Consider the following 13,534-nt stretch of genomic DNA (forward strand, 5'->3'; position numbering starts at 1 on the left):
CTCCTTCTCGCTGTTCTGTTTAGATAACATGTACTGGTATGATTTTGTCTTCTGATCCGCTATTTTTTAAGACTTTGATTTTCACGTCTTGTGCTTGTAAAAACGTCAATGCTTTTTCTCGTTGAATTTCTTCTCCCGAAAGAATAACGATCAAATTGCCGATGGGAACTTGTTGTACTATTTCTACATTGCCATATAAAATATTCGTGACCACATGATATTTGCTGTAAAGTTGAGCAATCAGCGGCTCACTTGTTTGCTCTCCTGCATATGAAAATTCTACTAACACTTCATCTCCACTTAGTTTAGTTAAACTTGGATGTTGAATAATTGTTTCCAATGCCTGATCAATATGCGTTGCTGTTCTTATGAAGTCCTTCGTCAAGGCTTCTTTAGGTTGACTGAAAATCGACACAATATCATTCTCTTCAATTACTTGTCCATCTTCCATCACAGCTACTTTGTTACAAATTTCTTTTACAACTTGCATTTCATGCGTGATCAAAACAATCGTCAACCCCAACTCTTTATTTAACTTCTTCAATAAATCTAAAATCTGAATCGTTGTTTTAGGGTCTAATGCGCTTGTTGCTTCGTCACATAATAATATCTCTGGATCATTCGCTAAGGCTCTAGCAATGGCTACCCGCTGCTTTTGTCCACCAGATAATTGACTAGGATGGGCCTCTTTCTTCTCTGAAAGTCCTACTAAATCAAGCAGTCTTTCAATTTTTTCTTTCCGTTGCTGTTTTGACAATCCAGAATACTTTAAGGAAAAATCTACATTGGCGAAAATTGTTCGTTCCTTCATCAAATTAAAATGTTGGAAAATCATCCCAATTTTTTTTCGCTGTGCTCTTAATTCTTTTGGTGAAAAACCAAGAATATTTTTATTGTGGATAATAACTTCTCCAGCGGTTGGTCTTTGCAGTAAATTGATCACCCGGACTAAAGTGCTTTTTCCAGCTCCTGAATACCCCACGATTCCAAAAACATCTTCTTTTTCAATCCTTAGGGAAACCTTCTTGACTGCGTCGATTTGCTGTTTTTTCTGAAAAAAGGTAACATCTATATTCTTTAATTCGATCATTTTTGCTCCTCCTGTAATTCTTTTGGGATAAACCAGTAATTTCCTTGATTAGTTTCCTTTAAGTAGTGTTTGAACTCATCTGAGCGATAGGCTTTAACTATGGCTTTTGCCCAATCAGTCTCTCGATTTTTTTCGTCGACCGTCGCAACCAATTCATAGTCTTTTAACACGTCTTCTGAAAGTAAACTGTCCTTTGGATCAAGTTTAGCACTGTAAACAATACTTCCTGGAATTACTGCGTATTCTAAATCTGCTAAACTCCTCGGAATTTGAGCCGATGACATTTGGATAAGTGCTAATTTTTTAGGATTGCTGACAATATCTTCTTTTGTTGCTTTGACTGGATCGATGTCTGTTTTCAATTTGATCCAGCCTGCCTTTTGCAAAAGATTGAACGCTCTCGCAGTATTTGAAGCATCATCTGGAATACCAATTTTGTCTCCTTCTTTTACTGTATCCAAAGTGCTTCTATTTCCCGGAAACAGCCCTGCCGGAACGGTAGGAAGTGCTGTTATCCCAATCAAGTGGGTTCCTTTATTCTCGTTGAAATTATTTAGATAAGCAGTATGCTGATCAACATTTAAATCAATCGTACCTTCTGCTAAGGCTACATCTGCTTGAATCAATTCTGTAAATTCTGTTTGTTCTATTTGATACCCTTTGTTTTCTAAAATGGGTTTGACAGCTTCTAAAAATAATTCGCTATACGGTCCTGGGGAAGTCCCAATTCGAATCGTTTTACCCTCTTTTTCTTTATTCACAGCCGAATCTTGATTCTTACCACATGCCGTAATTGTTACTATTCCCAGCAAAATCAACACTATACTCAAACACTTTTTCTTCATGTATCGTCCCCTCCATTATTGTCATATATAAAAAGAAAAAACGCCCTCAAATGTATTTATCATACATTTGAGGACGCTTTTGCGTGCTACCACCTCTATTTGATATCCACTCACGTCGATATCCTCATCAAGTACGTCGATCAATGATCGATTATACTTTAGCACATTAACGGGTGCATCCGTCGCTGTCTTATGAATCACTCACTCGAAGCGCTGCTCAATGGCCATTTTCCAGATTTCGTTTATCACTTGTTTTCAGCTACCCAAGCTCTCTGTTAGATATCGTTTCATCTGTACTTTCCATCTCATTGCTTTATTTATTTAGTTAATTTTAAGGGTTAATACGTCCTTCGTATGTCTTGTACGAAACCTCTCATTTGTATCGATAAACATAAAAATAGCCCTCTACCAGCTTCTGCTAGTAAAGGGCGAATAATCGCGGTACCACCTTTATTTTAAAGTAAGTCATGCTTACTTTTCTTAGACCAAGTCTTATAACTTGTCGCTTTGATAACGGGTGCTTTCCCGAAGCTGCTTACGTATCAACAGCTTGTCCTCTTGAGGCCATCTTCAACTCTTATGCGCTTATCTCTTTTCACCAACCGAGACTCTCTACTAAAGCACGTCCAAATTTACTCTTCTCTTCAACGGATTATTATTCATTTGTTGTTACGTTGTATTTTACTGGAAAGTAAATTACATGTCAAATGTTTTTTTATTTTTACTCTATAATTGTTTCAGTGGAACTCACTAAGTATTGCGCCAAGATTTCTTTAGACAATTCTTTTCCATATCCACAAATTGGACACAGCAAGTAATGACTAGATGATGTGATAAAAATTGGAATCCAAAATAACGTAAATTTTCGTCCGATTTGTTTTCCTTGCATAACCACTTCATTGTTACAATGGCTACAGTCACATTGAATCACTGTATCGCCTAACGCTCTCTCAAATCCTTTACTACCCCAAACAATAAACATATTTTTTTCTCCCCTTTGTTTTAGTTTATCAATAGGTATTATCCAATGTCAATAAGATGATTCAATATAGGCTCGGATTAGACCTTCGTTCTATAACATTCTATCTAAACTATTTGATCTTCTTTTACAAGTGAAAATAGATTGACAAACATTAGTTTCTAAGGTAATCTGGTATCTGTATTATTAATAGTGCCGCCTTAGCTCAGCTGGTAGAGCACCACCATGGTAAGGTGGGGGTCGACGGTTCGAATCCGTCAGGTGGCTTACAAAAAACTGTACCCGATTTATTTGGATATAGTTTTTTTCTATTGAATTACCCAAACTTTTAAGTGAAATAGGTGAAGAGAATGACCCATTCAAAACAGTTAACCTTCGAGTTCTATCAAAAAGATGATCAAGAACTTTATTCTGTACTCACAAAAGAGATTCGAGTCATGCGCTACATCACTGAAAAAGCAGAACCTGAACAGGACGTTATTGAAAACTTCAAAAAAATTTTAGCTTATAATCAGGGACACCACGATCAAACCGGCTACTACAAATTCTTTGACAAAGAAACGTATATCGGTTTTGGTAAGTTATCTTGGGATGAAGAACACAAAATCGAGATAGGGTATATGCTTTTACCTGAGCACTGGGGGAAAGGATACGCCACACAAGTCATCGCTACTTTACTACGTATGGTTGAACATTCTGAACGATTATCTGAATCCACTGTTTACGCCATAATTGATCCTAAAAATGGTGCCTCAAAACATCTATTAGAAAAAAATCACTTTGTCTCCATCTGGCAAGGAATCGAAGAGGGATTACCTTCTGAACACTTGATCTGGCAACCATAAAAAAGCGTCTAACCCTTTGAGTAGAAATCGAGAGTTAAACGCTTTTTCTTAATTATCATATCGTTTTCGTTTAGATGAAGCGGGTATTCCTAATGCTTCTCGATATTTTGTAACAGTACGACGAGAAATTTCAATTTCTTGTTCCTTTAGTAAATCTACTAGTTTCTGATCTGAGAGTGGCTTGGCTTTGTTTTCGCTGTCCGCTAAAGCTTGTATTAGTTTTTTGATGCTACTTGTTGACGTTTCTTCTCCAGTGGTTTCGTTTGACAACCCATTTGAAAAAAATGACCGTAGCTCAAAAACACCAAATTCTGTTTCTAAATATTTACCATTTACAGCTCGGCTAACGGTTGATTCATGGATATCCAAGGCCTCTGCAATTTCTTTTAGAGTCATTGGTTTTAGCGGTCGGTCTTCCTTAAAAAAGAATTGTTGTTGGCGCTGAACGATTTCTGTTCCGACTCTTAAAATAGTATCACCACGTTGAAGGATCGTTTTTTCTAACCATTCAAATTCATTTTTCTTTTCCTTGATATATTCTTGGACTTCTTTGTCATCGGTTGCTTCCATTCGCTCAAAATAGGCTTGTTGAAATTGAATCGTTGGAGTACCTGTTCTATTAGATATCACGTTTAGTTGATTCTCTTTGATTCTCAAGGTTAAATCGGGACGAATATACAGTCCCAAGGTTGACTCAAAAATGCTTCCAGGAGCTGGGTTCAATGTCTGAATATAATCAAAAATCGTTTGAATTTCTGACATCTCTACTTCAAATTTTTTAGCAATCAAGCTCCACTTACGATTAGCCAAATGATCAAACTCTTCTTCAATTACAATATAGGCTAATGCTGGTGCCGTATCGTCCCGCTCAACTTGCAGTAACAAACATTCACGTAAATCTCTTGCACCAACACCTGCTGGATCTAATTGCTGAATCAGCGTCAATGCATCTAGCATTTCAATAGATTTTGCTCCTGTTTTTAGCGTTGCTTCATCTAAATCAATCATTAAATAACCATTTAAATCAATATATTCGACTAAAAATAAAACCAATGTTCGTAGATATGTATCACGATAATTCAAGTGGATTTGATCGATCAAATATTCAAAAAGTGATGTGTGATTATCTGGAATTTGATTTAGATAGTTATTTTCTTCGTTGCTATACGTTTTGTTACTAGAAATCGGAAAATCTCCATAGTTGGTCTCTGTTTGGATGTCGATCAAAGGATTTTCTAATGACTTGGCTTCTATATAGGCAAAAAGGTCTTCTGAATTGTATTGTAAAATCTGGATCGATTGTTGTAATTGTTGCGTCATTGCAAGCTTTTGGACTTGTTTTTGTTGTTGCGATTGATGTTGTTCAAATTTCATTATTTTTGTCCTCCCCCTTGTAATTTATCGAAATATCAGCTAAACTAGTAAACGTGCTTGCGCCCTTAGTGTAGTGGATATCACGTAAGATTCCGGTTCTTGAGACGGGGGTTCGATTCCCTCAGGGCGCGTCTTTATTCTTAGATAATTGCTTTACTACTACATGTAGAATTATAGCATAATTTAAAATCAGATGTCGCAATAATCATGAGAACTTGACCTTAAACACTACAAGTAAGTAGTGTTTTTTTATTTCTATCAAACTCTTCTTAACAATAAGATCTAAATTGCAAACGTCCCTTCTAAATTCTCATTTATTTGTCGATATCATCTAAAAATTGATAAAAAACTATCTTTTTTTATGCTACTATATTTTTTAATCATTCTAATCGTTAGGTAGTGAATAGTATTGAGTCAGCGCCATCAAAGATTATTAATTTTTTCACTTCTTTTAACCCTCGCAGAATTTATCTTGAATCGTTATGTTATTCAATTTACGTCTGTTGATTATCAGCTTGTCTTTTTGATTTTCGTTTTCATTCAAGGAGGGATCTTTTTCTATTTTCTACTTTCATTTTTACTGCTCTTATTTATTCATTATTTGACTAAAAACTAAACATGCAGTTAATGTATATCAAAAAAGAGTGAAGGAATTTTCAGCCCTTTACTCTTTTTCTCTCTATAAAACCATCTTTTCTAATTCAAAACGTATCTCACTTTGAATCTTCTGGATTTTTTCAATTTCTAATTGTTCCTCTTCAACTTGATACTTCTGTGCAATTGAATGGTTGTAAGAGCTCACATAACTCACAGCCCACAACCTTGGATCTTCAATGATTTCATCTGCCAAAGGATAAAGTAATGCAAAATGCAGACGAATCTCTTCCATAATGTCTACTAGTAAAATAGGATCATCGTTAATTAATTCTTTTTCTAAAAACAATAAGATTCTTTGATACGCGGCACTATCCAACGGCGTACCAACAGAAGCTGGAACAACGGTATATTTTTTGTTATCTCGCCAAAAAAACTCAACTTCTTCTTTAACATGAAGGCGGACAAGTTCTTCAAGTATCCAAGATCGAACCAAATTATGTACCTGCACATCTACTAATATCTTTTTTCCAATTACAATAAATTCTTCTTGAGGCAATTGCCCTGCTTTTTTTGCAATTGCCATCTGCTCATAGTAATTGTGTTTATTTAACTGTTGTAATTCTTCTTTTAATTCTTTGATTTTTCCTACTTCAAATTGCTGATACATCAGTTCAACGTGTCGGATTTTCTTCTTTAAAGAAATCAACTTTCTCATTTCTCCGCTTTGCTCCATCAAAATTCGTTCATTAATGATGCTATGTGCTTGAATAAACAGATGATTTTGAATCAAAATTTGAATGTAAATTTCTACATAATCTAAGTAAGCAAAATATTTTTCTTTCATTTCTGAAGCTAATGATAATGCTTGCTCGTTTTCACCTATTTCTAAGTACATGTTTACCAACACTAAATTCAATGGAAAATCTTGTCTGATTGCATACGCGTGTTCATAATAATCCACAGCGCCAATCAGATTATTATTTTTTATTGCTTCTTGTCCCAACTCAATAAACCGTTCATAGTTCTTTGGAAATGGAATTTTATTTGTCAAAAGAAACACCACCTTCCTAATGATTATTTCCCATGATATAGTATCATATCAAAAAAGATATAGTGTGTATCTATAAAAAGGGAAAACTTAATTTGGACTTAAAGCCCCGAAACATCAACGTCCTACTAATATAAATTTCTAATAATAACAGCCGTTTCTGTTTGCCCTTGTGCCTGCATCCGTTCTGCTTTTTCGCTCAATGTATACCCAACATAAAAATCTTTTGTTAATTCATCTTGTACTTTAAATTCAACAACCTCTTCTACATGAAAAGCATTTGGTTCAACTTCTTGAACACTATCCCACCCAGTATCAATAAATACTTTTGTATTATCATCGATGGAATTGTTTGTCTCAAGTTCTTTCACAAGCTGTTTTAATTGCGAAAAAGTCATTACCTCAACTCTGTTATCCATTGTACTGCCTCACTTTCTGATGTTTAATTCTTTGATTTATCATACCAAACACATGTCTATTCAACCTTTTTATTTATTCTACTATCATCATAACCTAAAATTGATTTTTATAATACTCAAAATTAAAAAGAAGAAAAATAAACTTTTTTGTTTATTTCCCTCCTTTGATTGTTTACTACTCTTTTGTTAATTCACCGTCTTCAATCCGATAAACATTATCACTCCACTCAATCATTCTAGGGTCATGAGTAACCATGATCGTTGCTTTTTGTTTTTCGTGTGCTTCTTTTGCCAAAATTTTTACAACTTCATACGCATGCTCTGTGTCTAAACTAGCAGTAGGTTCATCTGCCAAAATTAAACTTGGTTCATTGAACAATGCATGAGCAATCGCTACTCGTTGACGCTCTCCACCAGATAGGTCCCTTGGGAATTTATGCAGTAAATCAGCGATATCTAATGATGTTAATAATTCGTTGATTCGTTCTGTTTCGATTTTTTTCTTTTCGATTTTATCAACTAATGTAAACTGCTTTTCCACAGTCAGAAATGGAATCAAATTGGAAGATTGTAAAATAAAGCCAATTTCTTCAAAACGCAATCTCGAACGTTTCTTTTCATTTAAATGGGTAAAATCTTTGCCATTGATTTTAATCGCACCTGAAGTAGGGCTTTGCAACCCACCTGCAATGGTTAAAAACGTACTTTTACCTGAGCCAGAAGGACCAATAATACTAACAAATTCTCCTGCTTTGACCTTTAAATCAATTCCTTTTAATGCTTCAACTTTTGCATGACCTGTACCAAAGCTTTTACGAATATCATCCATTACTAAAATATCAGTCATTTCTTTACCCTCCTATCGCTTTCATTGGATCAACATGTGTCACGGTGCGAATCGAGAATACGCCACCTAATACAGCGACGATAATCAATACTAGACTATAAATCAATAGATTCATACTGTCTAATTCAAACGGCATTGCAGATGGTAAAACAAGATTTGTCACTAAAGTCAAGACCACACCGATCAAGACGCCGATTACCCCTAAAATAAACGTTTGGGCAATGATTGATTTGATAATATATCCATTAGAGATACCTTGAGCTTTCATAACGCCGAACAAGCTTGTTTTTTGTAAGGTCATCACATAGATAAAAATCCCAATAATCGCAGCTGTAATTACAAACAAGAAATAGATCATCGCATTTAAGGTGAGATTTTGTTCACTGTAACCAGGTAATTTCTCGATAAATGCTTCAATTTCATATTTGGCCAAATGATCATCTGTGTCTGTCAATTTAACATCCTTTGTTTTAGTCGAGCGAACAACAATTCCATTGATCGGTGCTTTATCTCCTTCAATGATTTTGCCGAATTTAAGCTCTTGCCATTGAGTAAGTGATGTATAAATCAATGGGACAATGCTAAAGCTGTTTTGCTTCGTGATGCCCACAACTTTCAGCTCTTTATCCAACTTTCCAATTTTCACAGCATCTCCGAGCTTAATTCCTTTATCCACTAAATTTTGTGGAATAATGATTTCACCCGACTCCTTAAAATAGCGTCCTTCAACTAGTTCCGGTTTGATTGAACTAGTTTCGGTCACGCCAAAAAGCGAAATATTGATTTTATCCGCCTCTTTGTTTTGACCGACTTTATTTAATGCACCAGCATATTGTCCAAGGGGTTCTTTTTGCTTCGCTTCCACCTGATTTAAATCTTCCATGACCAGACTTGAAGCATTCAGACTTTTATTCGCATCTTCAGACAACACAATACTTGTAGCATTCCACTGATCAACGCCTTGTCTCACTCCTTGAGCAAGCCCATTCGCCAAACCAGACAACATAAACGCCACATAAGCAACTAGTACAATGACACCTATTACTAATGTGTACCTAAGCTTAAAATACTTCATCTCTTCTAAACCTAAAAACATTGATTCCACCTCTTTTTTATCAGTTGATAAAAAACGGCCGAAAAAAAATCAACCTTTATTTATCACTTGATAAAAAGTTTACCACAAAAAAAAGAATTAAACAATATTTTTATCAGGTGATAAAAAAGTTAATTCTTTACGCTATAACGCCATGTAAAACCATATCCATCAATTCAGCAATTTGTTCTGAACGTTCTTTTTCTGTAGAAAGTTGGTGAACAGTTGAGAATAACAATGACAAACTCATAAGATAAAACTGAGCTGCTTTTTTTGATGACACCTTGTTGTTTAAAGGTGTTTGGCTTGTTTCAAAAATAGCTTGTAATGGTTTCAAATAATAATCATTCAATATATAAAACAATTTTTGTTTGTTTTCTTGCTCCATTTCAGCTGCACTTTGATGGATAAAGGAAAAAATATCTCGGTGATAGACATTTAGCAACGCATTAGTACAGTTGATCAATTGGTTTTCAAGCGAGTCTGACGCATACTGAATTTGCTCTATCTCTTGTTTCAACTGACTACCAATTTGTTTATTGATTTCAATAAACAAAACTTCTTTATTGGAAAAATGGTAATACAAAGCCGGTTGTGTGATATTTACAGCTTTCGCAATGTCACGCGTAGAAGTATTTTTATACCCGTTTGTCAAAAACAGTTCCTTGGCGGTTTCTAAAATCGAGTGATGAGTGATCTCAAAAACTTTTTCTTTTTTCATTGCCCTACCCTCCAATTTTTTCATAATCCTACTCTTTGACTGTATGAACTATTTTAAATCAAAATTAGAAAAAAAGATAGTCAATAAAAATAGTCAGTGAGCTTTCAACTATAAAATTCTACCATTTAAGCTATTTTAGAAACACACATACTATTGAAATCTATTCAATTTTATATTACATCGAACCAGAAATTTGAAATAAAAGTACCTTTTTTGTAAAAACAGAAACAAACATTTAACCTCCCTTTTACATACTTTCCACTCTACCTATGTTTAAATATTAACTGGCCTTAAAAATAGAAATCCTACATTTTAAGCAATATCACCAAATTAATCAAAAAAAATTTAAATAATTAAGGAGCGTTTTTTTGAAGAAAAATAAATTTATCACTAAATTATTACTCAGTTGTTTAACACTTTCTGCTGGTTTACTACTAAGTGACCACGCCTTTGCAACCTCTACAGAAGCCACTACTCAAGACAATCTCATCCATGACTATTCTAAAAAATTAGCACAATTAAAACAAACGAAACAAACATTTTCAGAACAAAAAATGGAGAATAATAACCAACTTTCTAGCATAGAGAAAAAAATGCAAAAAATTCAAATCGATCTTGATCAGTTGGAAAAAATCGAATCTATCGGTGCAATCTCAGAAACAGAAGATTATGATAATGACAAGGCATCAATACTTTCGGTACAGCTTCCATCTATAAAGATGAAAGATGATTCAATAACAGAGAAAAAGGAACAATTAGAAGGATTAAAACAAAAACAAGTCTCATTAACCTTAGCGACAAAATCGATTTCAAAACAAGTATCAGAAACAGTTGAGCAAGAAACTCAATTATCAGAAAAGATTGCTCAAGTAAGTAAACAAAAAACGGAACAGGCAAAACAAACGGACATTCGTTCAGCTATAGTTGCTGCTGCAAAAACACATTTAGGTAAGCCCTATGTCTATGGTGCAGCTGGACCTGACGCTTTCGATTGCTCTGGTTTGGTTCAAGTCGCTTTTGCTTCTGCCGGTCGTTCCATTGGTAGAACTACCGTTGATCAAGAAACCGCTGGTGCTACAATTTCAGTAGCAGAGGCACAAGCTGGCGATTTAGTTTTTTGGGGGAATCATGGTGGAACGTATCACGTCGGCATCTCAACGGGGGACGGTTCCTATATCCACGCCCCCGTTCCTGGTGATGTTGTACAAGTGGCAACGGTCGCTTCTTATGCTCCTGATTTTGCTGTTAACATTTTATAAAGTGCTCTCGAAAAACAATCATCACTCACATCAATTGAGCAATGATTGTTTTTTCATTTTAAGGAACTTCTTAATGATTTCCTGATAAAAACCATAATAAATTGAATAGATAATGTTTTGCGCCTAAAAAGTTTCTCATTTTTTTAAATAAAAAATGAAATTGTTGAGAATCATTAAAAATTATGGTACTTTATTAGTGTGTGTAATTTGATTTGTGTTCCCTCCATCTTTCAGATGAGGGAATATTTTTTTATTCATTTTTCACAAACTAAAACCATTCAATCTAGCATGGCAGATTCTGCTTGTCATTTCCATATAATCTTTTTCTTAAATCATAAGCAAAACAAACAAGGGTGTGAGACAAAAGTAAAAATCACTTTTGTTTCACACCCTAAATGCGATTAAACGGTGGGAGCAGAAGCAATCCCTTCAGAAATAAGCTTCTGTCCCAGCCTCGCATTGTTTCATTCTTATTCTACCGTAACACTTTTTGCTAAGTTACGTGGTTTATCTACATCGTAGCCTCTTTGTAATGTCGCAAAATAAGCAATTAATTGAGTTGGAATAACACTAACTAAAGGCGTCAGCAACGGGTGGACATCCGGTATGATCACTTGATCCGTCTCTTTCGCAAATGATGCTAAGGCAATGACAACATTATGAGCGCCACGACTTTCAACTTCTTTCAAATTTCCACGAGTATGTGCCGCTGTTTTTTGATCTGTAATTATACCAAAAACGGGCGTCCCTTCTTCAATCAAGGCAATCGTGCCATGTTTTAATTCTCCAGCTGCAAACCCTTCAGCTTGAATGTATGAAATTTCTTTTAATTTCAATGAAGCTTCCATCGATACATAGTAATCAACGCCACGACCGATATAAAAAGCATTTCGAGTAGTTGATAAGTAATCTTCCACTAACTGACTGATCGTCATTTTCTCATCGATAATCGTTTCCATTACTGCTGCAATTACACTTAGTTCATGCGCAATATCAAAGTCTAATGATAACTGATTTCCCTTATTATCTCCCGCTGCTTTGGCAAGAACTGCTAAAACGGCAATTTGTGCTGTATACGCTTTTGTTGAAGCAACAGCAATTTCTGGTCCAGCATGAAGAAGTAAGGTATAATCGGCTTCTCTGGATAAGGTCGAGCCAGCCACATTTGTTAGTGTTAATGAAGGTAACCCAAGTTCAGTTATCTGCACTAATACCTGACGGCTATCAGCTGTTTCTCCACTTTGACTTAAGAAAATGAAAAATGGTTTTTCTGATAGTAATGGCATATTATAGCCAAATTCGCTTGAAAGATGAACCTCAACTGGTATATTCGTCATTTTCTCAAGAATCGCTTTGCCGACCCAGCCAGCATTATAACTAGTCCCGCAAGCAACGATATAGATACGATCACTAGCAGTTAATTTTTCGATGATTTTTTTATCGATCACAGCATCACCTAATGTATTCGTATATTCCCGAATAATGCGACGCATTACAGTTGGCTGATCATCGATTTCTTTTAGCATATAATAAGGGTATGTTCCTTTTCCGATGTCACTTAAATCAAATTGAGCTTCATACGACTCTCGATAAACTACATTCCCTTTTTCATCTTCGATTTCTATCTTGTCTGCTTTAACTATCACCATTTCGCCATCCGCAATCTCGACAAAATGGTTTGTTTCAGCAAGCATCGCCATCGCATCACTACAGATGACATTAAATCCATCCCCTAATCCAATCAATAATGGGCTTTTATTTTTAGCAACATAAATAGTATCTGGATCATTTTTATCGATCAACGCAAATGCGTATGAACCTTTGATTACTGTTAAAGCTTTTTTGAACGCTTCTTTTGTTACGAGTCCATCTTCTGCAAAATGCTCGATTAAATGAACAACGATTTCTGTGTCCGTCTCACCTTCAAGTTGCTTGTTTTGAAGAAATTCCTGTTTTAATTCTTCAAAATTTTCGATCACACCATTGTGTACCAAAATAAACTGGTGGTTACTTGATGTATGTGGATGAGCATTTCTCTCACTGGGTTTCCCGTGTGTTGCCCAACGAGTATGGCCGATCCCGACTGTTCCCTGAACTTCTGGAGTGATTTTACTCTGTAAATCAGCAATTCTTCCTAGTGATTTTACTAAATGATCTTCTTTGTTTTTACCTGTGACAAAAATCCCAGCAGAATCATATCCTCTATATTCTAATTTTTCTAATCCTTGAACTAAAATATCCGTTGTATTCTCTTTTCCAATAATTCCTACAATTCCACACATATTATCCATTTCCTACTTTCTCGATTGTCTTGAGTCACTGTTCAAGAAAAAGAAGCAAATCCATAAAAAATAAGCCTTAAGTTATTTCAGTAGATAACTTCGTATTTTTAGTATCAGCACATTCTATTTCTTGAA

The 13,534-nt window shown here is 35.1% G+C and carries 12 protein-coding genes, 2 tRNA genes and 2 other annotated features; of the genes, 4 read left to right on the plus strand and 10 right to left on the minus strand.

The window, feature by feature from the left end; genetic code table 11:
- Positions 1-19: 19 nt before the first annotated feature.
- From AC1PU0_RS12215 to AC1PU0_RS12225, 3 genes are all read right to left on the minus strand, one after another.
- Positions 20-1,090, minus strand: coding sequence for a methionine ABC transporter ATP-binding protein (locus AC1PU0_RS12215; protein ID WP_479998426.1), 1,071 nt, complete (start codon positions 1,088-1,090; stop codon positions 20-22).
- Entirely contained in the window at positions 1,087-1,935 is an 849-nt protein-coding gene (locus AC1PU0_RS12220; protein ID WP_479998428.1) for a MetQ/NlpA family ABC transporter substrate-binding protein, read from the minus strand. Before AC1PU0_RS12220 ends, AC1PU0_RS12215 begins: the two co-directional genes overlap by 4 nt.
- A 66-nt stretch (positions 1,936-2,001) precedes the next feature.
- Positions 2,002-2,253 (minus strand) — a binding site (T-box leader).
- A 103-nt stretch (positions 2,254-2,356) separates the two neighbouring features.
- Positions 2,357-2,592: a binding site (T-box leader), on the minus strand.
- A 64-nt stretch (positions 2,593-2,656) separates the two neighbouring features.
- Positions 2,657-2,917 carry a zinc-ribbon domain-containing protein gene (locus tag AC1PU0_RS12225; protein ID WP_206849435.1) on the minus strand — a complete coding sequence of 87 codons (261 nt, stop codon included), beginning with the start codon at positions 2,915-2,917 and terminating at the stop codon, positions 2,657-2,659.
- Positions 2,918-3,108: 191 nt separating this feature from the next.
- Here AC1PU0_RS12225 and AC1PU0_RS12230 point away from each other — a divergent pair.
- Together AC1PU0_RS12230 and AC1PU0_RS12235 are read left to right on the plus strand one after the other, a co-directional pair.
- Positions 3,109-3,181: transfer RNA gene (locus tag AC1PU0_RS12230), tRNA-Thr, on the plus strand.
- Between the two features lie 83 nt (positions 3,182-3,264).
- Entirely contained in the window at positions 3,265-3,759 is a 495-nt protein-coding gene (locus tag AC1PU0_RS12235; RefSeq protein WP_479998429.1) for a GNAT family N-acetyltransferase, read from the plus strand.
- 48 nt (positions 3,760-3,807) lie between these two features.
- Here the strand turns inward: AC1PU0_RS12235 and rpoN are convergent, their stop codons facing one another.
- Positions 3,808-5,133, minus strand: a complete 1,326-nt coding sequence (gene rpoN, locus AC1PU0_RS12240) for an RNA polymerase factor sigma-54 (RefSeq protein WP_479998431.1) — start codon at positions 5,131-5,133, stop codon at positions 3,808-3,810.
- Between the two features lie 59 nt (positions 5,134-5,192).
- Between rpoN and AC1PU0_RS12245 the strand changes: the two genes are divergently transcribed.
- Positions 5,193-5,264: transfer RNA gene (locus AC1PU0_RS12245), tRNA-Arg, on the plus strand.
- A gap of 548 nt (positions 5,265-5,812) precedes the next feature.
- Here the strand turns inward: AC1PU0_RS12245 and AC1PU0_RS12250 are convergent.
- From AC1PU0_RS12250 to AC1PU0_RS12270, 5 genes are all read right to left on the minus strand, one after another.
- Complete coding sequence (locus AC1PU0_RS12250) at positions 5,813-6,790, minus strand: hypothetical protein (protein ID WP_479998433.1); 978 nt, start codon at positions 6,788-6,790, stop codon at positions 5,813-5,815.
- Between the two features lie 116 nt (positions 6,791-6,906).
- Positions 6,907-7,197 carry a hypothetical protein gene (locus AC1PU0_RS12255; RefSeq protein WP_069655115.1) on the minus strand — a complete coding sequence of 97 codons (291 nt, stop codon included), beginning with the start codon at positions 7,195-7,197 and terminating at the stop codon, positions 6,907-6,909.
- Between the two features lie 175 nt (positions 7,198-7,372).
- Positions 7,373-8,044, minus strand: coding sequence for an ABC transporter ATP-binding protein (locus tag AC1PU0_RS12260; RefSeq protein WP_479998434.1), 672 nt, complete (start codon positions 8,042-8,044; stop codon positions 7,373-7,375).
- A 4-nt stretch (positions 8,045-8,048) separates the two neighbouring features.
- Positions 8,049-9,140, minus strand: a complete 1,092-nt coding sequence (locus AC1PU0_RS12265; RefSeq protein ID WP_206849442.1) for an ABC transporter permease — start codon at positions 9,138-9,140, stop codon at positions 8,049-8,051.
- Between the two features lie 136 nt (positions 9,141-9,276).
- Positions 9,277-9,858, minus strand: a complete 582-nt coding sequence (locus AC1PU0_RS12270; RefSeq protein WP_206849443.1) for a TetR/AcrR family transcriptional regulator — start codon at positions 9,856-9,858, stop codon at positions 9,277-9,279.
- 368 nt (positions 9,859-10,226) lie between these two features.
- On the opposite strand from AC1PU0_RS12270, the gene AC1PU0_RS12275 reads away from it, so the two are divergent.
- Positions 10,227-11,117: a C40 family peptidase gene (locus AC1PU0_RS12275; RefSeq protein WP_111247225.1), complete on the plus strand. Its 891-nt coding sequence runs from the start codon at positions 10,227-10,229 to the stop codon at positions 11,115-11,117.
- Between the two features lie 470 nt (positions 11,118-11,587).
- Here AC1PU0_RS12275 and glmS read toward each other — a convergent pair whose 3' ends face one another.
- Entirely contained in the window at positions 11,588-13,399 is a 1,812-nt protein-coding gene (gene glmS / locus AC1PU0_RS12280) for a glutamine--fructose-6-phosphate transaminase (isomerizing) (RefSeq protein ID WP_111247224.1), read from the minus strand.
- Positions 13,400-13,534 lie beyond the last annotated feature (135 nt).

This window comes from Enterococcus sp. XAF26B05_ASV22 (assembly GCF_056727285.1).

Coding starts and splice junctions, on each gene's coding strand:
- AC1PU0_RS12220 (WP_479998428.1), bottom strand. CDS start 1,935: ATGAAGAAAAAGTGTTTGAGTATAGTGTTGATTTTGCTGGGAATAGTA.
- glmS (WP_111247224.1), bottom strand. CDS start 13,399: ATGTGTGGAATTGTAGGAATTATTGGAAAAGAGAATACAACGGATATT.
- AC1PU0_RS12215 (WP_479998426.1), bottom strand. CDS start 1,090: ATGATCGAATTAAAGAATATAGATGTTACCTTTTTTCAGAAAAAACAG.
- AC1PU0_RS12265 (WP_206849442.1), bottom strand. CDS start 9,140: ATGTTTTTAGGTTTAGAAGAGATGAAGTATTTTAAGCTTAGGTACACA.
- AC1PU0_RS12260 (WP_479998434.1), bottom strand. CDS start 8,044: ATGACTGATATTTTAGTAATGGATGATATTCGTAAAAGCTTTGGTACA.
- AC1PU0_RS12255 (WP_069655115.1), bottom strand. CDS start 7,197: ATGGATAACAGAGTTGAGGTAATGACTTTTTCGCAATTAAAACAGCTT.
- AC1PU0_RS12225 (WP_206849435.1), bottom strand. CDS start 2,917: ATGTTTATTGTTTGGGGTAGTAAAGGATTTGAGAGAGCGTTAGGCGAT.
- rpoN (WP_479998431.1), bottom strand. CDS start 5,133: ATGAAATTTGAACAACATCAATCGCAACAACAAAAACAAGTCCAAAAG.
- AC1PU0_RS12270 (WP_206849443.1), bottom strand. CDS start 9,858: ATGAAAAAAGAAAAAGTTTTTGAGATCACTCATCACTCGATTTTAGAA.
- AC1PU0_RS12235 (WP_479998429.1), top strand. CDS start 3,265: ATGACCCATTCAAAACAGTTAACCTTCGAGTTCTATCAAAAAGATGAT.